The organism is Microvirga sp. ACRRW (genome assembly GCF_022346925.1).
Classification (GTDB): domain Bacteria; phylum Pseudomonadota; class Alphaproteobacteria; order Rhizobiales; family Beijerinckiaceae; genus Microvirga.
On sequence record NZ_JAKRNJ010000005.1, the window covers coordinates 268,009 to 289,882 of the forward strand.

Sequence of the window (21,874 nt, forward strand, 5' to 3'; positions counted from 1 at the left end):
ATAGGCGCACCTTGAGGACAGGGCAATGTTCCGGCTTGCGTCCTTAATCGTCATCCGCCACTAATCCCCCACACTGTTACAAGCAGAGGGCTCCCATGAGCGCAGTCGACAAGAAGCTTCAGGAACTCGGCATCACCCTGCCGACCCCAGCCGCCCCGGTGGCGAATTACGTGCCGTTCGTACGCACGGGCAACCTGGTCATCATCTCCGGCCAGCTCTGCCTCGGCCTGGATGGCAAGCTGGCCGATGCCCACAAGGGCAAGGTCGGCGCCGAAGTCTCGCCGGAAGTCGGCCAGCAGGCCGCGCGTCTCTGCGCCATCAACCTGCTCGCTCAGTTGAAGGCCGCCGTCGGTGATCTCGACAAGGTCACGCGCTGCGTGCGCCTCGGCGGCTTCATCAACGCCGTTCCCACCTTCGCCGCGCTTGCGCCTGTCATGAACGGCGCGTCCGACCTCATGGTCGAGGTGCTCGGCGATGCGGGCCGTCACGCCCGCTCCACCATCGGCGTCGCGGAATTGCCGCTCGATGCCTGCGTCGAAGTCGAAGGAATGTTTGAAGTCAAATGAGCACCCCAAGCTGGCTCGTCGCGAAGCCTATCGCCCATCGCGGCCTCCATGACAAAGCAAACGGCATCATCGAGAACACGATCTCGGCCGCGGAAGCCGCCATCGCGCGCGGTTTTCCCATCGAGCTCGACGTTCAGTTGACCGCCGACAACGAAGCCATCGTGTTCCACGATTTCGAGCTCGACCGCCTCACCGGCGAAACGGGCCTCGTCATCGAGCGCAATCTCTCCGTTCTCACGGGCGTCGGCATTTCCGGCACCATGGGCGGCGACAAGATTCCTTCGCTGAAGGATTACCTTGCCGTCATCGCCGGACGCACGCCGCTGGTCATCGAGATCAAGAGCAAGTTCAACGGCGACATGCGCCTGACCAAGCGGGTGATCGAGGTCTTGAAAGACTATTCCGGCCCGTTCGTGGTGAAATCCTTCGACCCCGACATCGTGGCCTATCTGCGCCAGCATGCGCCCAACATCACGCGCGGCTTCATCGGCGAGCTGGAATACGCCTCGAAATCCGACAGCTTCCTGGCTCCCGAGCAGAAGCATCGGATGGCGAACCTGCTCCATTTCGAAGAGACGCAGCCGCACTTCCTGTCCTGGCGCGTGAAGGACCTGCCCTGCGCCTCGACCTATCTCAGCCGTCTCCTCGGCAACCTCCCGGTTATGACCTGGACCGTGCGAAATCCAGAAGATCGCGCCAAGGCCGAGAAGCATGCGGACCAGATGGTCTTCGAGGGCTTTTTGCCCTGACCGTTGCAAGGACCCCGCCGAGTGATTAGCTCTAAGCTCAAACGGCGGGGTCCTTCCACTCAGTGACGTTTCAAGTCAAAATCGCCCAAGGTTTGAAAGCGGTCTCTGCCGCCGCCTGGGATGCCTGCGCTCTGAACACGGGCTCCGGCGATGACGACCCGTTCAATCCTTTTGTTTCTTATGCCTTCTTGTCCGCGCTGGAAGATTCCGGGTGCGTCGGTCCCAAGGCGGGCTGGGCGCCGGTGCATGTGCTGGTCGAGGACGAGAGCGAGAACCTGCTGGGCGCTGCCCCCTGCTACGTGAAATCTCACTCGCAGGGCGAGTATGTGTTTGACCATTCCTGGGCCGATGCCTATGAGCGCGCGGGCGGGCATTATTATCCCAAGCTTCAGGTGTCAGTGCCCTTCACGCCCGTCACCGGCCCTCGCCTGCTCGTGCCGAGCGGACCGCAAGCGGACACCATAAAAGCGCACCTGATCGCAGGCTTGCGCGCATTACGGGACCAGATCGGCGCATCCTCGATTCACGCCACCTTCCTGCAGCAGGATGATCTCGAAGCGTTCACGAGCCATGACTTCCTGCGCCGCGACGATCAGCAATTTCACTGGCTCAACGAAGGCTATGCCAACTTCGAGGAGTTTCTGAGCGCCCTCGCCTCGCGCAAGCGCAAGGCCATCAAGCGCGAGCGGCGCGATGCGCTGGCGAACGGCATCACCGTCGAATGGGTGATCGGGCCTGAGATCTCCGAAGCCCATTGGGATGCGTTCTTCGCCTTCTACATGGATACCGGATCGCGCAAATGGGGACGCCCCTATCTCAACCGCCAATTCTTCTCGCTGATCGGTGAGCGCATGGCGGAACGTGTGCTGCTTATCATGGCCAAGCGTGAGGGCCGCTATATCGCCGGCGCCATCAACTTCATCGGCGACAAGCGGCTCTATGGCCGCAACTGGGGCTGCATCGAGGATCACCCGTTCCTGCATTTCGAGGTCTGCTATTATCAGGCCATCGAGTTCGCCATTGCACGCAGACTCGACCGTGTGGAAGCTGGCGCACAAGGAGAGCACAAGCTTGCGCGCGGCTATCGCCCCGTCATCACGTCATCGGCCCACGACATCGCCGACCCATCCTTACGCCGCGCGGTCAAAGCCTATCTTGATCAGGAGCGCGCTTACGTGTCCGAGGCGGCCGAGGAATTGGCGGAGGCTGCCCCTTTCAGGCATCGGGAAGACGATTAGCCCAAGCCTATGGCCGGGCGGCACGGACATGAGCGACGAAGCCCTCAAGGTACGTCTTGAGCTGCTCCTCGATCTTCTGGTCGGCAAGCGTCCCATCCTGGTTGAAAACCGTCTGCGCCCTGGACACCATCAGCCGTCCTCCGGACCAAAGGTCCGCTCCCAAGGTGCGCAGCACAGGGAGCCAGGCATTCTGGGACAGAATGGTGCCGAAACCGCCGGGCGAAGCGCCGATCAGAGCAACGGGCTTATCGCCGAAAACGCGCTTGATGTCCGCCGGCGGGCGGGACAGCCAGTCGATGGCGTTCTTGAACACACCTGGAATCGAATTGTTGTATTCCGGGGTCACCAGCAGAAGCCCATCGGCAGCGGCTATGGCCTCCTTCAGGGCGGCGACCCGCTCAGGAATGCCCTCGGCAGTCTCGACGTCACCGTCATAAAGGGGAATGCCGCGAATGGTATCGACGACGAGTTCACTCCCCTCCGGCATCAGCCCCGCAGCATTCCGCAGCAATGCCGAGTTATACGAGCCCTGACGTAGACTTCCTGAAATGCCGACCAGTTTCGCCATGAACCTCATCCTCCATCAGAGCTCGCTTTAAGGCGCGCAATCTGACGAAGCGTAAACGCGCATGACGTAAAAGTAGACTCTGGGCCTTCAAACCAAGCCCTGCTCTCAACAAGCAAAAGCCGCACCGGCTTGGCGTCCGGTGCGGCTTTTCTCTTTTAATTTCGGCCGATCAGAGAGCGTCCGTAATGGTCTTGAAGCCGCTGAGGAGAGCCTCGGGCGAAGATCCCATGGCGGCTAGGCCCACATTAAGCAGCCAATAGCAGCCGACGATGATGGCCGGCACCAGGACCCAACCGAGGATTTCCTCGAACCAGACCCGCCGACGCCGACGCTGCTCGCGCTGCTCGCGCCAGGACAGCTTGGGCTTAGCCTGCTTCTGCGGCTTCGGCTGAGGCTCGATGATCCGGGTGGCCTGGATTTCGGGGGCCTGATGCAGCTCAGTCGTCATGCTCTAACCAATGGAACCTTGGGAACGGTGCGGATACCTCCGCCCCCATTACCACCGGACCCTTTCGGTTTCACGGACTTTTTTGCCTTTGAAGACGCAGACTTAGCCTTAGGCTTCTTCTTGGCGGTCGTGGCGACCTTCTCCGGCTTCGGCTTGACCGGGCCTTCGACATACTCGAAGCCGAGGCTCTGCAAGCCGATCTCGTCCGTGTTGACGATGACCTTGACCGCGCCGCCGCCCTTCAGGCGTCCAAATAACACCTCATCCGCCAGCGGCGTCTTGATGGTGGACTGGATCAGACGGCCCATCGGGCGGGCGCCCATGGCCTCGTCGTAGCCATGCTCGACCAGCCAGTCGCGCGCCTCGTCCGTCAGCTCAATGGACACGTTGCGTTCGGAAAGCTGCATGTCGAGCTGCGCGACGAACTTGTCGACCACCTTCTGCACCACCTCCTTCGGCAGATGACCGAAGGAAATGGTCGCGTCGAGACGGTTGCGGAATTCCGGCGTGAACAGCTTGTTGATCGCCTCTGTGTCGTCACCCTCGCGCTTGGAGCGGGTGAAGCCATAGGCTTGGCGAGCCATGTCGGCGGCGCCCGCATTCGTTGTCATGATGATGATTACATTGCGGAAATCGACCTGCTTACCGTTGTGATCCGTCAGTTTCCCGTGATCCATGACCTGGAGCAGGATGTTGAACAGATCCGGATGCGCCTTCTCGATCTCGTCGAGCAGGAGCACGCAATGCGGATGCTGGTCGACGCCATCGGTCAAAAGACCGCCTTGGTCGAAGCCCACATAGCCGGGAGGCGCGCCGATCAGGCGGCTGACCGTGTGCCGCTCCATGTACTCCGACATGTCGAAGCGCAGGAGCTCGACGCCCAGCGAAGCCGCGAGCGACTTGGCGACCTCGGTCTTACCGACGCCGGTCGGACCAGCGAAGAGATACGAGCCGATGGGCTTCTCCGCATCGCGCAGGCCAGCACGGGCGAGCTTGATGGCGGAGGACAGAGCCTCGATGGCCTTGTCCTGACCATAGACCACGCGCTTCAGGGTTTCCTGAAGGTTCGCGAGCACCTCCGCATCGTCCTTCGACACGGTCTTGGGCGGGATGCGCGCCATGGTGGCGATGGTGGCCTCGATCTCCTTGATGCCGATGGTCTTCTTGCGGCGGCCTTCAGGCAGGAGCATCTGCGACGCACCGGTCTCGTCGATCACGTCAATCGCCTTGTCCGGCAGCTTGCGGTCGTTGATGTAGCGGGCAGACAGTTCCACCGCGGCCTTGACGGCCTCGTTGGTGTATTTGAGCTTGTGGAAGTCCTCGAAATAAGGCTTCAGGCCCTTCACGATCTCGATGGCGTCCGGCAGCGACGGCTCATTCACGTCGATCTTCTGGAAGCGGCGAACGAGCGCACGGTCCTTCTCGAAATACTGGCGGTATTCCTTATAGGTCGTGGAGCCGATGCAGCGCAGCGTGCCTTGAGCCAGCGCGGGCTTGAGCAGGTTCGACGCATCCATCGCACCGCCGGAGGTGGCACCGGCGCCGATCACGGTATGGATCTCGTCGATGAACATGATCGCGTTCGGATGCTGCTCGATCTCCTTCATCACCTGCTTCAGGCGCTCTTCGAAATCGCCACGATAGCGGGTGCCGGCGAGCAACGTGCCCATATCGAGTGAGAAGACGGTCGCGCCTTTCAGAACTTCCGGCACTTCGCCCTGCACGATCTTGCGGGCCAAGCCTTCCGCGATGGCGGTCTTGCCGACGCCAGGCTCGCCAACGAGGAGCGGGTTGTTCTTCTGTCGGCGGCACAGGACCTGGATCGTGCGCTGGACCTCGGCCTCGCGGCCGATCAGCGGATCGATCTTTCCGTCCTTCGCCTTCTTGTTCAGGTTGACGCAGTAAGCCTCGAGCGCATCGCCCTTCTTCTTGGCGCGCGTATCGGACTCGTCCTGGGTCGGACGCTCGTTGGAGGCTTCCTCCTCCGCGCCGCGCGGCGAGCGGCTCTCGGTGAGACCCGGGCGCTTGGCAATGCCGTGGCTGATGTAGTTCACGGCGTCGTAGCGGGTCATGTCCTGCTCTTGCAGAAAGTAGGCGGCGTGGCTCTCGCGCTCGGCGAAGATCGCGACGAGCACATTGGCGCCGGTCACCTCATCACGGCCCGAGGATTGAACATGGATGACCGCGCGCTGGATCACGCGCTGGAAGCCGGCCGTGGGCTTCGAGTCCTGGCGTCCATCGGCAACGAGGTTGGCGAGTTCGCTGTCAACGTAATCGACCAGGTTCCGGCGGAGAATTTCGAGATCGACATTGCAGGCCCGCATCACAGCGGCAGCATCCTGGTCGTCGATCAGAGCGAGGAGAAGGTGTTCGAGTGTTGCGTATTCGTGGCGCCGCTCGCCCGCGAGAGCGAGGGCTCGATGAAGGGCTTGTTCAAGACTGCGAGAAAAGCTCGGCAACGGCTTGTCCTTTATGAGACGGTCTTAAGCTAATTCTTTTCCATCACGCATTGCAGAGGATGCTGGTGCTTGCGGGCGAAGTCCATCACCTGCGTCACCTTGGTCTCGGCAATTTCGTAAGTAAAAACTCCACACTCCCCGACGCCGTTCTGGTGCACATGGAGCATGATCCGGGTCGCATCCTCTCGGTTCTTATTGAAGAAGCGCTCCAGCACATGCACCACAAACTCCATCGGGGTATAATCGTCGTTCAAGAGGAGAACGCGGTAAAGGTTGGGCCGTTTCGTGCGCGGCTTGGTTTTCGTGATGATAGCCGTGTTCGAGCGGCCATCATCGTCGCCGCCAGGGGGCTGAGACCCGCCGGCAGCGGAGAGTGGAAACCGCCTCGTCCGGATCAAAGTGTCCTGAGCTAACCGCAGCATGATCTTCCGACCGACCCCTTACTTATTGACCCCCGCCCTGCAGCCTGCCTTTCCGCTCCGGCCACAGCGCGCTTGAGTCCTATGTATAGTCGCTCCATTCGGTTCGCTAGATCAACCAGATGGGTGCGCAAATAGCCTCTGGAAAGCGCGACATCTTCTCACCCTCCTGTGAACGCGGGCCGTGCCCAAGCTTCGGCTGAGCCTTGAAACGCGAAACGCCCGGCCTTGGCGACCGGGCGTTCCATTCAAAACCGTTTGAGACGATCAGGCCTGGTGTTTAGGCCTTCACGGTCTTGGACAGAAAGCCCTCGAAAGGCTTGAAGGTATCGGTGGCGAGCGCCGTGTAGAGCGCGCCCATCTTGGTGGATTGGGCCACGAGGCTCTCGTAAGCGCCCTTGGCGTAGGCCGTCTGAACCTCGATGGCCTTATCCAGGCTCTGCGCGCCGATCAGCTTTTCCACAGCCGCGGAATTATGCTCGAACGCCTTACGAGCGTAATCGGCCGTCTCGGTGGCGATGACCTGGGCGTTGCTGGAAAAGGCACTCGCGGCCTTGATGGTAGCTTCCAGGTTTTCCTGGCCGAGCTTTTGCAAGTTTGCAAACGGCTGAAGCATTGTGAACCTCGACAGTAAGGCGTTTAATGGCACCAAGTGCCGGGAAATGACGATGGAATGCATTATGTGCGCCGCACAAAATATGTCAAGAGTTTTTGTGCATCGCACAATAATCCATGCATCCGAGCCAACCCCTGTTAACGCCCCCGTAACCCCGTCCTCTTACGGTCAAAGGATGTGTTGCGCCGGCAACAATCTCCTTTTGGAGAACCGGTCGCGGAGGTTTGAGACCCAATTCAGCAGGGATTTTTCAGCATGACTTCGGTTTGCGTACGACGCCGAACTGCTTGGACGTTTATTGGTATTGTCACTTCAGCCGCCATCGCTCTCTCATCCCCCGCCGAGGCTGCTCGCCGCAAGGTGAGCTCCAAGGGCGGCGGCTACAGCCCGCCGTCGGCCTCCATCGTCGTGGACGCCAAGACTGGCAAGATTCTGCAGGGTGAGAATGTCGATGCGCCCCGCATTCCCGCCTCCATCACGAAGGTGATGAGCCTCTATCTGCTGTTCGAGCAGATGGAGCGCGGGCGTATGACCCCGAACACACAACTCACCGTGTCCGAATATGCCGCGAGCCAGCCGCCGACCAAGCTCGGCCTGCGCCCGGGCTCGACCATTGATGTCGAGGACGCCATCAAGGCCATGGTGACCCTGTCCGCCAACGACGTCTCCGTCGTGGTGGCCGAGAACATCGCGGGCTCCGAGGATGCCTTCGCGCGCATGATGACGCGCAAGGCTCGCGAGCTCGGCATGAACTCCTCGTCGTTCTACAACCCGCACGGCCTTCCGCACGAGCCGCCGAACATCACGACGGCCCGCGACCTGTCGATTCTCGGCCGCGCGATTCAGGACCGCTTCCCGAAATACTTCGCCTATTTCGACACCCGCTCCTTCCAGTATGGCCAGCGCACGATCCGCGGCCACAACCGTCTTCTCGGCAAGGTTCACGGCGTGGACGGCATCAAGACCGGCTACACCCGCCTTTCCGGCTTCAACCTGCTGACCTCGGTCAACACCGAGACGCGCAGCGTCGTCGCCGTGGTTCTCGGCGGGCGCTCCGGCGCCTCCCGCGACCAGAAGATGGCTGGGCTGATCGAGGATCATCTGCCCCGCGCCTATGCCGGTGCCCGTATCGCGCCGCCGGTGGTCGAGCGCGGCGCTCAGACCGTCCAGGTTGCCGAGGTGGCTCCCGCCCCGGCCCCGGTCAAGCGCCCTGTCGAGGCTGTGGCTGAAGAAGCTCCCGCCCCTATCGCACAGGCTCCTGTGAGGGTGGCTTCCGCGACACCGCAGGCCGTTGTGGCCCAGGCCGCTCCGGCACCCGCCCCTGCACCGGAGCGCAAGCCGCTCGATCTGAACACCCTACGCCCGGTGGTGGCTTCCGCTACTGGCGCCAGCTCAACGACGACGCCCTCCTCGACCGCCTCCGTCCGTTGGCAGAAGGGTCCTGAGCCGCTGCCGCTGAATGCCCAGGCCTATGCCGCCCTTCAGGCTCCTACCCAGAACAAGCTCTCAGAGGCGCAGAAGGCCGCTCTTCAGGCCAAGATCGAACCCAAGACGTCTGCTCAGGCTCCGCAGGCCGAGCCCGTGAAGGTCGCTTCCCTGCAAGCAGAAGTTCCGAAGGTGGAAGCTCCCGAGGTCAAGAAGACCGTGAGCGGCTGGGTGATCCAGCTCGGCGCGACCGACGACGAGGACAAGGCCAAGGACATGCTCTCCACAGCCCGGAGCCGTTTCGGCAAGGTGCTGACGAAGGCTTCACCCTATACGGAGAAGGTCTCATCCAACGGCGGCACGCTCTATCGCGCCCGCTTCTCCGGCTTCAAGGAATCCGGCGATGCCGAGCAGGCCTGCAAGCAACTGAAAAAAGGCGGCGTGGCCTGCTTCGCCTCCCGCGGCTGAGACGAAGTCTTAATCTCTGCCAGCTTTAATCGTGAGCGACGGTACGTGTGTTTGTACCGTCGCAGTTCGAAACCGGATCGCGCGTGGAGTATCAGCGATGTCGGCCCAGCAGGACTTCTCTCGCCTGATTCACGCGAGCAGCGAGATACGCCGTCCCTCCCTGGTCGGGATGGAGCTTCTTGATCAGCGTGCGATGCGCATGTCTGATCTCATCGAGGCTCGCTCCCGGCTTAAGCCCCAGGATCTGGTAGGCTTCATCTTTGGTCATTACGCCCGACTGCGCATGAGCGCGCGTCCGCGTGTCTCGGTCTCCGTGAGCGTCTTCACGCCAGCCGGAAAACCGGCGGTCAAGATACGCCTCTAGCAGAGGCACGCCCTCGGGATCGAGCATGCTGCATTCGTCGTAAAGACGGCGCAGATTCTCCGGCCCGAGGCTGGACAGGCGACGCCCGGCGAAGCTGCCTGCAAGGACGCTGCCCTCCACGCCGCCGGACGCATGGTCAATCTCCATCTCGATCATGGCCGAGCGGATCCGCGAGAAGCGGCCCGAGGTTTTCTGGAAGCGCCCCCAGGAGCCGGGAAGCGGCAAGCCGCCCCAGCCGAGCAGCCAAGCGCCAAGGCCTCCCACGAATAGAGCCGTGGCCAATTGCCCCTTGCCGCCCAGCACGATCGCAGCGCCCAGCGCCGCGATTCCCCCGACGATCTTCACAGCCTTGGCGACTGCCGCCGTGTCGGAGCGGGCAAAGACCTTGAGCAGCCACCAGACAAGGGCAGCGGCGGCGATTCCATAAAGCAGCATCATGTGTTCATTCCCATCCCAAGATGTGGGCCGGGATGAGGCACTTGTAAATCACCGGAGCCTCTTTCATGCAAAAGCCGGCCTCCTCTTTCGAGGCGCCGGCTTTTTTGAGGGATATAAAAGCCTATCAGGTCAGTGGAGGAGCCGCGCCGAGCCGCGCTGGCTCTCCCGCTCCCAGGCTTGGATCACGACACCATTGATGCCGGAATCGTGCAGCCGATCGCTCAGATCTATGAAGTGCCGCTCGGTCGCCTCTACATCGAACTCGATCTGCTCATCCTCGACCTGTTCGAGTTCGCAGGCGGCGTAACGCTCGTAGGCCGCCGACATCTCGGCATAAGCGAAAGCGACGGGAAGGGTTCGGAAGATCGTGGAGAAATCGTCGTCCAGTTCCCCGGTGGTCAGATCGCGCATCTGGACGAGATAACCGTCCTCGTGCTCACACACTTCATAACGCCAGTGCCGGCCTTCGGATGCGGACAGGAGCATCGGAACCTCCACTCAACTGAACTGTAAGGCCAATGCGAATCCAGCCAGCGGAGTTCCAGCAGCTTCCCCAGCAAATAAGTCTAATCTCTCCACATCATCTCGGTCCGCACACGCCCGCCGATGCGCAGCGTCGTTCCGGAGCCGAGATCGATGGCGCCCTTGTCGCTCTTGAGCGCTTCAACCTGCTTGTTTTTTGGACGAACGACATCCTTGCACGCATCCGGCACCTGGATCGTCTGCCCAGGCTTCGGATCAGGGATGCGGCACTCTTTCGCAACGGCAGATCCCGCCAACGCGACGAGAGACGATGCGAGAATGACGAGGCGCTTCATGGTGCGTTCCCGATTCACATAAGTTAGAGCAAGCCAAGTTCAGCCAGTTCTCGTCGCATGTCCTCGGGCATGTTGGCAAGATCGCTATCTTTGGCGCCGATATCCCGCGGCGCTTCATGTGCCTCAAGATATCGCCAACCTTGAAATGGCCTCCAAGGGCGAGGTTCAACAATGGTCATTGTTGGCTCCAAGATGAGCCTGCAACGATTCACGCCATCAGCATCCAAAAAAGGACGCACATCGACTAGCTTCTGACGAGCGGCAACTTGCCCTTTTATGACCCAGTAAAGGGAGCCGCCATCCAGGAGCTCTGCTACGCGCTTGGGCACCATGCGGGTCGTGTGCGTCTGCTCGTAGTCGCGACCAAGCCGCTGATGATGAGCGCGATTCACCTCGATCCAGTCTTCGAGATCGGTGATGGAGTCGCAACCCACGCAGAGCTTGATCAGATGAAGAGCCATGAGACTGTTGAACCATGCGCGCCGGGATCGGAAAATCCGGCGTTCCGCCGCACTCCTATTCCTGTTCCGCCTTCAGCACAATGAGACGCGTGCCTTCCGCCACCTGCGCCCCCGGCTCGGCGGCGATCTCCGCCACCTCGCCATTGGCGGGCGCAACCAGCACATGCTCCATCTTCATCGCCTCGACGATGGCAAGCCGCTGCCCCTTCTCGACCTTGTCGCCCGCCTGCACGAACACGGCGATGAGCTTGCCGTGCATCGGCGCCTTAACTGACCCGCCCTCGTCCATATGTTCGAGATCGACGTCGAAGGGGTCGTAGGGCTGCACGAGAATCTGGCGCCCATCTCTCAGAATATAGACGCCGTGAGGAGCATCGACTTCCTGATCTATCCTCTCATCCGCCCATGGATCGCTCTTGCCGACAGCAACCGTGCTGACGCCAGGATGCTCGGAACTGAAGACCTCGCGCGCATCGACGCGCTCACCATCCACGAGAAGCGGCATGCCAACGCTGCGCGTTCCAAGAAGTTGAAAACCATCCGGTTCCGACCAGGGCGATGAAGGCTCATCGTTCCTCAGATGCTCGGACATGCGAAGCTGATCGATCTTCCGCGAGATCAGAGCCGCAGCACCGAACGACACCGCGACTTCGTCGACCGGCTGCTGTCCTACGCCGAGTGCTTCCAGATTGCGATCGATGAATCCCGTATCGAAACGCCCTGCCCTGAACTCATCCGCCTCGCACAGCTTCTTCAGGAACGCGACATTGGTCTTCGGTCCCGCGACAATCGTCTCGCCAAGCGCATCGGCAAGCTTCGACAATGCCTCGTCGCGCGTCGCGCCATGGGCGATCACTTTCGCGATCATCGGATCGTAATAAGGCGTCACCTCGGCGCCCGTCTCGACGCCCGTGTCGATGCGGATGCCTTCGCCTTCCGGAAATTCGAGCGCCCAGAGCTTGCCGGTCGATGGCAGGAATTCCTTTTCAGGATCTTCCGCGTAGAGACGTGCCTCGACTGCATGACCGATGATCGCGAGATCATTTTGCGTGAACGGCAGCTTCTCGCCGGAGGCTGCGCGGAATTGCAGCTCCACGAGATCGAGCCCAGTGATCGCCTCCGTCACCGGATGCTCCACCTGGAGACGCGTGTTCATCTCCATGAAATAAAAACGGTCGGCGCGAAGGCCCTCGCGTCCATCCGCGATGAACTCCACTGTGCCCGCGCCCACATAGCCCACAGCGCGCGCAGCCTCGACAGCCGCCTGCCCCATGGCCTGTCGCATTTCCGGCGTCATGCCGGGAGCCGGCGCTTCCTCGATGACCTTCTGATGGCGGCGTTGGAGCGAGCAATCGCGTTCGAAGAGATGCACCACATTGCCGTGCGCATCGGCGAAGACCTGAATTTCGATGTGGCGCGGCGAGAGAATGTATTTCTCCACCAGCACGCGCGGATCGCCGAACGCATTCTGCGCCTCGCGCTGTGCGCTCTCCAAAGCGGCATCGAAATCGGCGGCTTTCTCGACGCGCCGCATGCCCTTACCGCCACCGCCTGCGACAGCCTTGATGAGAACCGGATAGCCGATCTCGTAAGCCTTCTGGCGCAGGAAATCAGGATCTTGCTTGGAGCCGTGATAGCCCGGCACCACCGGCACGTTCGCCTGCTGCACGAGAGCTTTTGCCGCGTCTTTCAGGCCCATGGCCTTAATGGCGGAGGCCGGCGGCCCGACGAAGACAATCCCGTTGGCGGCGCATGCCTCGGCGAATTCGGCGCGCTCGGACAGAAAGCCATAGCCGGGATGGATAGAGGCTGCCTTCGCGCGCTTGGCGACTTCGATGATCGTGTCGATCTTCAGATAGCTCTCGCGGGCTGGCGCGGGGCCGATCAGGTAGGCCTCGTCCGCCATCTGCACGAAGAGCGCATTCGCATCCGCTTCCGAATAGACCGCGATGGTGCGCATTCCCAGCCGCTTGGCTGTGCGGATGATCCGGCAGGCAATCTCGCCACGATTGGCGATGAGGACACTCTCGAGCATAGCCATCCCTCTGGATCCGACTTCTGGTTCGGTTTTGTGAAGAGCTAGAGCAAAACCTAGGCCGCTTGTCACGCGGGAACAGCTTCTCCTTTAGCCTTGCCCACGCGGTGAGAGTGCCCAGCCCGCGACCTGCCATGACCGGCGCTCCACGGCTATGTCATTTCCTTTCGCGGCAGGCACCTTCTCAGGCGGTCTCTTTCATCAGACCCTTCCCAACTGCCACGATGTTCCAGGACAGCCCCTTGCGTCCGCCGGGAACTCACGCTACCTTTTATTGCAAATGACTTGCAACTGCAGAAAGATTCCATGGATCAGTCGGCTCCCATTTCCCTCGTCCGCAAGGCAGCCTGGCGTCAGGACGTGAGTCTGCCCTCCCTCCCGGAGGTGAATCGCTCGATCAAGGTGCGCCCCGGCTCCAGCTGGCGGCGGGCGGCGGCTTTCATGGGGCCGGGCTATCTGGTGGCCGTGGGCTATATGGACCCGGGCAACTGGGCGACCTCCATCGCCGGCGGGTCGAAATACGGCTATGCCCTGCTCTCGGTGGCGCTGATCTCGAACATCATGGCGATTGTCCTGCAATCGCTCTGCGCGCGCCTTGCGGTCGCGACGGGCCGCGACCTCGCCCAGGCCTGCCGAGATGCCTATTCGAAGCCTGTCGCCTGGGGTTTATGGCTTCTGGCGGAACTCGCCATCTGCGCCACCGACCTCGCCGAGGTCATCGGCACGGCGATCGGCCTCAACCTGCTCTTCGGCGTGCCGCTGGAAATCGGCGTCGTGATTACGGCGCTCGATGTATTCCTCATCCTTTACCTGCAGAATCTCGGCTTCCGCTGGGTCGAGGCCTTCATCATCACCCTGCTTGGCGTGATTGCTGTCTGCTTCGGCATCCAGATCGCCATGGCCGATCCGAACTGGAGCGCTGTCATCACAGGCTTCGCACCGACCACCGAGATCGTCACCAACCCAGACATGCTCTATCTCGCGCTCGGCATTCTCGGCGCGACGGTGATGCCGCATAACCTCTATCTGCACTCAGGCATCGTGCAGACGCGCGCCTATGGCGAGACGATGAAGGAGAAGCGCGAGGCGATGCGCTTCGCCACGCTCGATTCCACCATCGCGCTCATGTTCGCGCTCACCATCAATGCGTCCCTGCTGATCCTCGCGGCTGCAGCCTTCCACCATACGGGCCGCACGGAGATCGCTGAACTCGGAGAGGCGCACACCCTGCTTCAGGGCATCCTGGGCACGGCCATCGCGCCCATGCTGTTCGGCCTGTCCCTGCTCTGCTGCGGCCTCAACTCCACGGTCACCGCAACCATGGCGGGCCAGATCGTTATGGAAGGCTTCATCAATTTCAAAATGCAGCCATGGATGCGCCGCCTTATCACGCGCGGCATCGCCATCGTTCCGGCGGCTGCCGTCACCATCGCTTATGGCGAGACCGGCACGGCGAAACTGCTGATCCTGAGCCAGGTGATCCTGAGCCTTCAGCTCCCCTTCGCGGTCATTCCGCTGGTGACGATCACAGCCTCGAAGCAGAAGATGGGCGAACTGGTGACACCCCGCTGGCTCACCGCATTCGCGGGGTTGATTGCTGCGGTGATCGTGGTGCTGAACGTGAAGCTGCTCGTGGATTTCGTGGTAGGGTGAGATGCTCAATCAAACAGTGGCATATCTTTTGATGGGTTGACCGTATGACGGCGACGCGGCTCAACTCGACCACTTGCTTCAACCAAATCTAGGGCTTCTGCAATTAAGCTCAGACGTCGGGAAATACGCTCAGGTTCCCAAAGATCGAGTTCAGAAAGGTTATATTTCTGAATGACTCTATCTTTTCCCCCTAGCGGAGCGCTCGCATCTACAACTTCCAGATCGCATTCCTGACCAAAGAACTCTGTGTCGATGAGATATGACTTATGGATGCTCGCAACCATGCAAAGCTCACCATAGGACAAGCCTACCCCCTTCCGCGGCTGAAGGTAGTAAAGCTTGATCACCCCATTTTCTACGAAGAAGAATGGTACACGGTAGGCAGCAAATCGATCTCGACCGAATGGGAACTTTCGAGCAGGCAAGTCAAATACCTGGGTAGCTCTCCCAAATGCGAGAGGCGCAACGTGCTCGACCAAGCTAGTGTTGGCAAGGCGCCCAATTTTGGTCTTTTCGACCTCACATCCTGCGAGCAATTGCTTCAGGTCGTGCAGGCCTTTGTAGGCAGTCTTGATAGACCTGACACCGCTTCGATAGTTAAATCGAGCACCAGTAGTGTTGAAGTACCCAATCAGCCACTCTACCAACTCGTCAACCGAGCCTCCCTTTGCTCTAGCAAGATCGGGAACAGGTGGCGTCGGTAGGCGAAAGCTCATGTGGCAGGGTCCTTATTCCTAGTTGATAGGATATAAGTTGTCACGCTTGAGAAACCAAGACCTGATAAGTTCGTTCGGTATTACCATCCCCGGAACGGCTCGATTCTGAGCCTCTGTCCAGACAAGATCCCACGGCGCACCCTTCTCATGAGTAAGATCTGACAAAGTATAGGGATGGAATTTTGAGTAATATTCAAATACCGAATTCAGAAAATCTTCTAATTCCCCATCAATAAAATATGGCGTCTCCACATATTTCAAAGCAGAAGGATCAAAAGAAACGGCCTTCTTATCTAATGGCTTACTTCCATAATTCTTATATTGTTCATAGACAACCCTACTAACAGGCCCATGTTTCCAGGCCTCAAAGGGTTGCCCCACAAGCGCTTTTCCTGTTTTTGCCAAATACCAAGCATGTGCAAAGTAAAGCACCTTTAGCAAAGTCATGATGGTTATGGGCGCCTGAGACGCCCATGCCTTTTCAAGGAAGAAATTAGTTATTGCTCTTGCGTCGTGCATACCGCACCCTGGAACAAAACAAGAACAAACGCAAGTTAAACTGCAGAAAGCCGTCCTAGAGCTTCCTCCATCTTCGCCTTACGGGCGAGAGCCTCCTCGCGGCGCTCGCGCTGCTCGTCGACGACCTCTTCCGGCGCGCGCTTGATGAAATCCGCATTGCCGAGCTTCGCGTCGATCTTGCCGACCTCCGCATCGAGCTTCTGGATTTCCTTGGCAAGGCGGGCGCGCTCTGCATCAAGATCGATCACGCCTTCCAGCGGAAGGGCCGCCACTTCACCGCGAATGAGGAGCTGGATCGAGCTCTTCGGCGCGGTGTCGGCAAACGAGATGTCGGAAATGCGCGCGAGGCGCTTCACGATATCGCCCCAGCGATCCGCACGAGCTTTCACGTCTGCGGAAGACGCGACGAGCGCGAGCGGGATCTGCGCGCCGGCGGGCACGTTCGTCTCGGAACGGGCGGAGCGGATCTCGTTGACGAGGTCCACCACCCAACCGATCTCGGCCTCGGCCTGACCATCGATGAGATGATCGAGGTTCGACCAGGAGCTGAGAGCCAGGATCTGCTCGCGCTTCGGACCTTCCTGTCCCTTCACTTCCCAAAGCTCTTCCGTGAGGAAGGGCATGATGGGGTGCAGGAGCTTGCAGATCTCGTCGAGAATGAACGCGATGGTCGCGCGGGTCTCGTCCTTGGCAGGGGAATCCGCGCCCTGCAGCACGGGCTTGGAAAGCTCCAGCGTCCAGTCGCAGAACACGTTCCACACGAAGCGGTAGGCAGCACCCGCCGCCTCGTTGAACTTATAGGCCTGGATGCCGGCGGCAACCTCGTTGATCGCCTTCGCGCATTCGCTGAGCGCCCACTTGTTGAGCGTCTCCTTCACCGATTTCGGATCGAAGCCCGCAACGCGCTTGCACTCGTTCATCTCGGCGAAGCGCGCGGCGTTCCAGATCTTGGTCGCGAAGTTGCGGTAGTTCTCGACACGCTGGACCGACAGCTTGATGTCGCGGCCTTGGGCCGCCATCGAGGTCAGCGTCATGCGTAGCGCATCCGCGCCGTATTGCTCCGCGACATCGAGCGGATCGATGACGTTGCCTTTCGATTTCGACATCTTCGCGCCCTTCTCGTCGCGAACGAGGGCGTGGATGTAGATCGTGTCGAAGGGCACTTCGTCCATGAAGTGCAGGCCCATCATCATCATGCGGGCGACCCAGAAGAAGATGATGTCGAAGCCCGTAACCAGCGTGTTGGTCGGGTAATAGCGTCCGAGCTCCGGCGTCTTCTCCGGCCAACCGAGGGTCGAGAATGGCCACAGCGCGGAGGAGAACCAGGTGTCGAGCACGTCCTCGTCACGCGTCAGCGCCACGTCCTTGCCGTGCTTGGCGCGGGCCTCTGCCTTCGCCTCGTCCTCCGTCTGCGCGACGAATATATTGCCCTGATCGTCGTACCAGGCCGGGATCTGATGCCCCCACCAGAGTTGGCGTGAGATGCACCACGGCTCGATGTTTTCGAGCCACTGGAAGTAGGTCTTCTCCCAGTTCTCCGGCACGAACTTGGTCTTGCCGTTGCGCACGGCGGCGAGCGCGCGATCAGCCAGCGGCTTCACATTCACGTACCACTGATCCGTGAGATACGGCTCGATGACGACGTTCGAGCGGTCGCCGTGCGGCACCATGTGAGTGTTCGGCTCGATCTGCACGAGGATCTCGCGCTCTTCGAGCATCGCGATGATGCGCTTGCGCGCCTCGAAACGGTCAAGGCCGTCGAGAGCCATCACGGCCTTCAGATCGTCGCTCTGCTGAATGCCTTCGAGGAAGGCTTCGTTGCCGGCAAGCGTGAGCTGCGCTTCCAAACCGAAGATGTTGATGAGCGGCAGCTTGTGGCGCTTGCCGACTTCGAAATCGTTGAAGTCGTGCGCAGGCGTGATCTTCACCGCGCCCGTGCCCTTCTCAGGGTCCGAGTATTCGTCGGCGACAATGGGGATGCGACGTCCCACCAGTGGCAGGATGGCGAACTTGCCGATGAGGTCCTTGTAGCGCTCGTCCTCCGGGTGAACGGCAACCGCCACGTCGCCCAGCATCGTTTCCGGACGCGTGGTGGCAACCGTGATCGAACGATCAGGCATGCCCTCAATGGCATAGCGGATGTGCCAGAGGCTGCCCTTCACCTCGACCTGCATCACCTCGAGGTCGGAAATCGCGGTCTGGAACTTGGGGTCCCAGTTCACGAGGCGCTTGTCCTTGTAGATCAAGCCCTGCTTGTAGAGGTCGATGAACACCTTCAGCACGGCCTCGGACAAGCCCTCGTCCATGGTGAAGCGCTCGCGCGACCAGTCGCAGGAAGCGCCGAGGCGATCGAGCTGAGACTTGATCCTCCCGCTGGATTGGTCCTTCCACTCCCAGACACGCTTGATGAATTCCTCGCGCCCGAGATCGCGGCGGTGGATCTGGCGCTCCATGAGCTGGCGCTCCACCACCATCTGCGTGGCGATGCCCGCATGGTCCATGCCCGGCTGCCAGAGTACGTCCTTGCCCCGCATGCGCTCGAAGCGGCAGAGGATGTCCTGGATCGTGTTGTTGAGGGCGTGCCCCATATGGAGCGAGCCCGTTACGTTCGGCGGCGGGATGACGATGGTATAGGGGTCCGCGCCCTTGCGATCCGGCCGTCCGGCCTTGAAGGCCTCGGCCTCCTCCCAACGAGTGGTGATGCGTGCTTCGACGGAAGCGGGGTCGAACGTCTTGTCCATCATGATGCGATACCGGCCAGTTGGCGCGCCAAACGCGCGAGCAAGAGGGCTACAAACCGGACGGATCGAGGGAAGTCAACCGATGGACGAAAAACTTGCCCCCAAGAGGCATTTCCCCCGATGGGGAGACGGCTTTTGCCTTAGCCGCACCGCGCTTTTTGAGCTCGAAACGGCATTCCCGCACCGGAAGTGCTTCAGCCTCGGGTCACCCGCTCGATTTCGGCCTGTACCAGGCGCTCCACGAGGCTGGGAAGATTCTCGTCGAGCCACGCCTTGAGCATGGGCCGGAGCATTTCCTTCATGAGTTCCTCGACGGTCGGGGACTGGCTCGCCGCGCGGATCGAATTCAGCCGACTGAAGGCTTCAGAAACGACATCCTCCGTCTTGTGGGACATCATCGCCTCACCTGGATTTCGCTCGCAAGGCTGGGCGTAAGCCTGAGATGCCTGAACCTTTGCCGCCGCAAGGGGGCGAGCAGGCTCTTTGGCTTCATAACTTTCCACGAGACGGGTAATGGAGCCCTCATCCTGGAAGGACTCTTCCTGGCTGAAAGAACGCTCGTCGGCCGCCTCAGTCCGAAGCTCTGGATGAAAGCTGGACGATACGTGGCGCTCAGCAATGTCCAGGACCGTCCTTAATGGCGAAGGCTCCAGCTCCTGGAAGGCTTCATGCGCCGGCTCGTGATCGTCCGAAATAATTCGACGGATGGAAGCTAAAATATCTTCCATCGATGGTTCATTGACCTTCAGGTTCATCGAACCCATAGCCCCACCCAGTAAAATTGTGTTTTTAGAATCTCATTCTTGCGAATGTTTTTAGTATTTACGCAAAACTATATAAAACAAGCGGGGCCAGAACTAAATCGTCCTGGCCCCGTAACTTATCAACGACCATCCGGGGTGGATGTCCCGATCCAAAGATCTTTGACCTGATCGTAATGGATCTTGGGATTGTAGTGATTTACCGCCAGGCCCAAGGCGCGAGATGTCAGGCGTCCCATGGACTGGACGAGCTGGTAGGAGGCCACCACACGGTCGCGCTGAGCCTGGATCAGGTTGACGCGGGCCGTGAGAAGCTCCTGCTGGGCATTCAGCACATCGAGGGTGGTGCGCTGGCCCACACGGGCCTCCTCGCGCACGCCGCTGAGAGCAGTCTCGGCCGCATCGATCTGGGCCTGGGCGGCCTGGATCTGCGCGCGAGCAGCTTCAAGAGCGCCCCAAGTGGAGACTACGGCGGCGCGGACCTGATCGCGCACCCAATCGGCCTGGAGCTGAGCCTGGCCCACCTGTTCCTTGGCCTGACGGGTCGCCGCATAGGCCTGGCCGCCTTCGTAAATCGGAACCGACAGAGTGGCCACGGCGGAAGCCTGGAGAGCTTCGTCGTTGACACCCTGCACATCGTATCGCTGGGCAACGGAGGCGCGAACGCCGACCTGCGGAGCAAGAGCGCCCTGCTCGATCTTCACCTGCAGCTCGGCGGCGTCCACGGCATGCTGGGCAGCCTTGATCGCCGGATGCTCGCCGAATGCGACCTTGAGCGCATCGTTGACCGAACGCGGGGTCAGCTTGTCGAGCGGACGCCCCGGCGCCAGCTGCTGCGGCTCGACGCCGATATATTGACGATACTGCGCAATGCTGGCCCGCAGGTTCGCCTCGGCCTGGCTTGCCTCGGAGCGGGCCGCCGCAAGGCGCGATTCCGCCTGGGCCACGTCCGTGCGTGTCACCTCGCCGACATTGAAGCGATCCCGGGTCTGGCGCAGCTGCTCGTCGATCACCTCGACGTTATTGCGCTGAAGATCGAGAATGGCGGTATCGCGCAGCACGTTCATGTAGGCGGTGGCTGCGGAGGTGAGGATATTCTGCTCGGTATTGCTCAGATCCTCGCGGGCGGAGAGAACGCCTGACTCAGCCCTGCGCACGCTATTATCCGTGCGAAATCCGTTGAAAATCGACTGGTTGAGTTCCACGCCATAGCCGCGAGGCGTGCGGCGCGTAATCTCTTCTCCGCCGCCCCCGAAGATAGGATTGGGCGGCCGGCGGTCGTCATATTGCGAGAAAGTGCGGCCGACATCGGCCGTACCCGTGATCACGGGGCGATAGCCGGACTTGGCCTGGGCGACATTCTCATCGGTCGCGCGAACATTGGCGCGCTGAGCGTTCAGGCTGGGATTGTTGCCGTAAGCCTTAGCCAGGGCGCTTTCGAGCGTCTCAGCAGAAACGCCGCCCGCCCCCGCGAGAACGAACGCAGAGGTCATGACCCCAAGGAGCATGCGATATTTCTGACTGGATTGTTTCCCGCTCACGCTCACCTGCCTACGGCCCCTAAATACCAATACTCGCGATCGAAAACCGATTCACAAGACACACACGATTCAAAGCGCAACAATACCCATGAAGGATGAGTCGGCAACAACGCGCTGCCGATTGCACAATTTTAGTGGAGAGGTGCCGCAAAAAAGCGACACTATTCGCAAAGGAAATTAAGGATTTAGAAAGAATTCAGAACGTGAAGCCCGGCTCCTGAACGAAGGGGGCAAGCACGGGGGCTGCCGCATCGAACAGGGTCCGCGCACCGAAGGCATCGCCCGAGCGCACATAGAGCGTTGCACGGGCAGCGCGCCCACGGCCCTTCACGCATACCAGACGTCCGCCCTCGGCCAGCTGCTTCAGCAGCGCCTCGGGGCGCGCATCGACGGCACCGTTGATGAGAATAACGTCATAAGGGGCGTGGCCTGAATAGCCCTGGTCGAGAGAGCCGACAGCCACTTCCACGCCGCCTGCGCCAGCGGCCGCGAGGCTCTTTCGGGCCTCAGCTGCAAGGGCCCCGTCCACTTCGAGGGCCGTGACCTGGGCGCCGAGCTTGCTAAGCACGGCAGCGGCATAACCTCGGCCGCAGGCCACATCCAGCGCCTTCTCGCCTGCATCGACCTCGAGAGCCTGGATCATGCGGCCCAGGTTCATGGGGGAAAGCATATAGCGGCGATCAGCGCCGTCGCTGATCAGAATGTCTTGATCTATATAGGCAAGCTCTTCGCGGCCCGGCAGAACGAACATCTCGCGCGGAACGCTATCCATGGCGTCCAGCAGCGGAATGTCGTTCACATCGAAAGTGCGCAGTTGGCTATCAACCATCATCCGGCGCGCTTGCGAGAAATCGACCATGAAGATTGCCTT

The 21,874-nt window shown here is 60.6% G+C and carries 21 protein-coding genes; 5 read left to right on the forward strand and 16 right to left on the reverse strand.

Annotated elements, in window-relative coordinates:
* Positions 1–95: 95 nt before the first annotated feature.
* From MHY87_RS14100 to MHY87_RS14110, 3 genes are all read left to right on the forward strand, one after another.
* Positions 96–566 (forward strand): RidA family protein, encoded by a 471-nt coding sequence (locus tag MHY87_RS14100; RefSeq protein WP_239352642.1) that lies wholly within the window; start codon positions 96–98, stop codon positions 564–566.
* Positions 563–1,315, forward strand: a complete 753-nt coding sequence (locus MHY87_RS14105; protein ID WP_239352644.1) for a glycerophosphodiester phosphodiesterase family protein — start codon at positions 563–565, stop codon at positions 1,313–1,315. The genes MHY87_RS14100 and MHY87_RS14105 overlap by 4 nt, the downstream gene beginning before the upstream one ends.
* A gap of 62 nt (positions 1,316–1,377) precedes the next feature.
* On the forward strand, positions 1,378–2,553 hold the full coding sequence (locus tag MHY87_RS14110; protein ID WP_239352647.1) for a GNAT family N-acetyltransferase: 1,176 nt from the start codon (positions 1,378–1,380) through the stop codon (positions 2,551–2,553).
* Positions 2,554–2,560: 7 nt separating this feature from the next.
* Here the strand turns inward: MHY87_RS14110 and MHY87_RS14115 are convergent, their stop codons facing one another.
* The 5 genes from MHY87_RS14115 to MHY87_RS14135 all read right to left on the reverse strand — a co-directional run bounded on the left by MHY87_RS14115 (position 2,561) and on the right by MHY87_RS14135 (position 7,063).
* Positions 2,561–3,121, reverse strand: a complete 561-nt coding sequence (locus tag MHY87_RS14115; protein ID WP_239352649.1) for an NADPH-dependent FMN reductase — start codon at positions 3,119–3,121, stop codon at positions 2,561–2,563.
* A 169-nt stretch (positions 3,122–3,290) separates the two neighbouring features.
* The gene (locus tag MHY87_RS14120) at positions 3,291–3,569 is read right to left on the reverse strand and encodes a hypothetical protein (protein WP_239352651.1); all 279 of its coding nucleotides are present in this window, start codon (positions 3,567–3,569) and stop codon (positions 3,291–3,293) included.
* A complete protein-coding gene (gene clpA / locus MHY87_RS14125; RefSeq protein WP_239352653.1) occupies positions 3,566–6,028 on the reverse strand; it encodes an ATP-dependent Clp protease ATP-binding subunit ClpA in 2,463 nt (820 codons plus the stop codon). The genes MHY87_RS14120 and clpA overlap by 4 nt, the downstream gene beginning before the upstream one ends.
* Positions 6,029–6,057: 29 nt before the next feature.
* Positions 6,058–6,450, reverse strand: coding sequence for an ATP-dependent Clp protease adapter ClpS (gene clpS, locus MHY87_RS14130; RefSeq protein WP_239352655.1), 393 nt, complete (start codon positions 6,448–6,450; stop codon positions 6,058–6,060).
* Between the two features lie 277 nt (positions 6,451–6,727).
* Positions 6,728–7,063 (reverse strand): phasin family protein, encoded by a 336-nt coding sequence (locus MHY87_RS14135; RefSeq protein WP_239352656.1) that lies wholly within the window; start codon positions 7,061–7,063, stop codon positions 6,728–6,730.
* A 360-nt stretch (positions 7,064–7,423) separates the two neighbouring features.
* On the opposite strand from MHY87_RS14135, the gene MHY87_RS14140 reads away from it, so the two are divergent.
* The gene (locus MHY87_RS14140) at positions 7,424–8,956 is read left to right on the forward strand and encodes an SPOR domain-containing protein (protein WP_370644935.1); all 1,533 of its coding nucleotides are present in this window, start codon (positions 7,424–7,426) and stop codon (positions 8,954–8,956) included.
* A 91-nt stretch (positions 8,957–9,047) separates the two neighbouring features.
* On the opposite strand, the gene MHY87_RS14145 is transcribed toward MHY87_RS14140, so the two are convergent.
* From MHY87_RS14145 to MHY87_RS14165, 5 genes are all read right to left on the reverse strand, one after another.
* Positions 9,048–9,758 (reverse strand): DnaJ domain-containing protein, encoded by a 711-nt coding sequence (locus MHY87_RS14145; protein ID WP_239352658.1) that lies wholly within the window; start codon positions 9,756–9,758, stop codon positions 9,048–9,050.
* 129 nt (positions 9,759–9,887) lie between these two features.
* Complete coding sequence (locus MHY87_RS14150; protein WP_239352660.1) at positions 9,888–10,244, reverse strand: hypothetical protein; 357 nt, start codon at positions 10,242–10,244, stop codon at positions 9,888–9,890.
* Between the two features lie 80 nt (positions 10,245–10,324).
* Positions 10,325–10,576 carry a hypothetical protein gene (locus tag MHY87_RS14155; protein WP_239352661.1) on the reverse strand — a complete coding sequence of 84 codons (252 nt, stop codon included), beginning with the start codon at positions 10,574–10,576 and terminating at the stop codon, positions 10,325–10,327.
* Between the two features lie 23 nt (positions 10,577–10,599).
* A complete protein-coding gene (locus tag MHY87_RS14160; protein WP_239352662.1) occupies positions 10,600–11,037 on the reverse strand; it encodes a DUF1489 family protein in 438 nt (145 codons plus the stop codon).
* 55 nt (positions 11,038–11,092) lie between these two features.
* Positions 11,093–13,072, reverse strand: coding sequence for an acetyl/propionyl/methylcrotonyl-CoA carboxylase subunit alpha (locus tag MHY87_RS14165; protein ID WP_239352664.1), 1,980 nt, complete (start codon positions 13,070–13,072; stop codon positions 11,093–11,095).
* 306 nt (positions 13,073–13,378) lie between these two features.
* On the opposite strand from MHY87_RS14165, the gene MHY87_RS14170 reads away from it, so the two are divergent.
* Positions 13,379–14,725, forward strand: a complete 1,347-nt coding sequence (locus tag MHY87_RS14170) for an Nramp family divalent metal transporter (RefSeq protein ID WP_239352665.1) — start codon at positions 13,379–13,381, stop codon at positions 14,723–14,725.
* A gap of 5 nt (positions 14,726–14,730) precedes the next feature.
* Here the strand turns inward: MHY87_RS14170 and MHY87_RS14175 are convergent, their stop codons facing one another.
* From MHY87_RS14175 to MHY87_RS14200, 6 genes are all read right to left on the reverse strand, one after another.
* Positions 14,731–15,441, reverse strand: coding sequence for a hypothetical protein (locus tag MHY87_RS14175; protein WP_239352667.1), 711 nt, complete (start codon positions 15,439–15,441; stop codon positions 14,731–14,733).
* Between the two features lie 18 nt (positions 15,442–15,459).
* Entirely contained in the window at positions 15,460–15,960 is a 501-nt protein-coding gene (locus MHY87_RS14180; RefSeq protein WP_239352669.1) for a Panacea domain-containing protein, read from the reverse strand.
* A gap of 35 nt (positions 15,961–15,995) precedes the next feature.
* On the reverse strand, positions 15,996–18,704 hold the full coding sequence (locus MHY87_RS14185; RefSeq protein WP_239352671.1) for a valine--tRNA ligase: 2,709 nt from the start codon (positions 18,702–18,704) through the stop codon (positions 15,996–15,998).
* A 191-nt stretch (positions 18,705–18,895) separates the two neighbouring features.
* Positions 18,896–19,465, reverse strand: coding sequence for a PopZ family protein (locus MHY87_RS18860; RefSeq protein WP_370644936.1), 570 nt, complete (start codon positions 19,463–19,465; stop codon positions 18,896–18,898).
* 119 nt (positions 19,466–19,584) lie between these two features.
* Positions 19,585–20,955 (reverse strand): TolC family outer membrane protein, encoded by a 1,371-nt coding sequence (locus MHY87_RS14195; protein WP_370644937.1) that lies wholly within the window; start codon positions 20,953–20,955, stop codon positions 19,585–19,587.
* 244 nt (positions 20,956–21,199) lie between these two features.
* Positions 21,200–21,862: a protein-L-isoaspartate O-methyltransferase gene (locus MHY87_RS14200; protein WP_239352675.1), complete on the reverse strand. Its 663-nt coding sequence runs from the start codon at positions 21,860–21,862 to the stop codon at positions 21,200–21,202.
* Between the last annotated feature and the right edge of the window lie 12 nt (positions 21,863–21,874).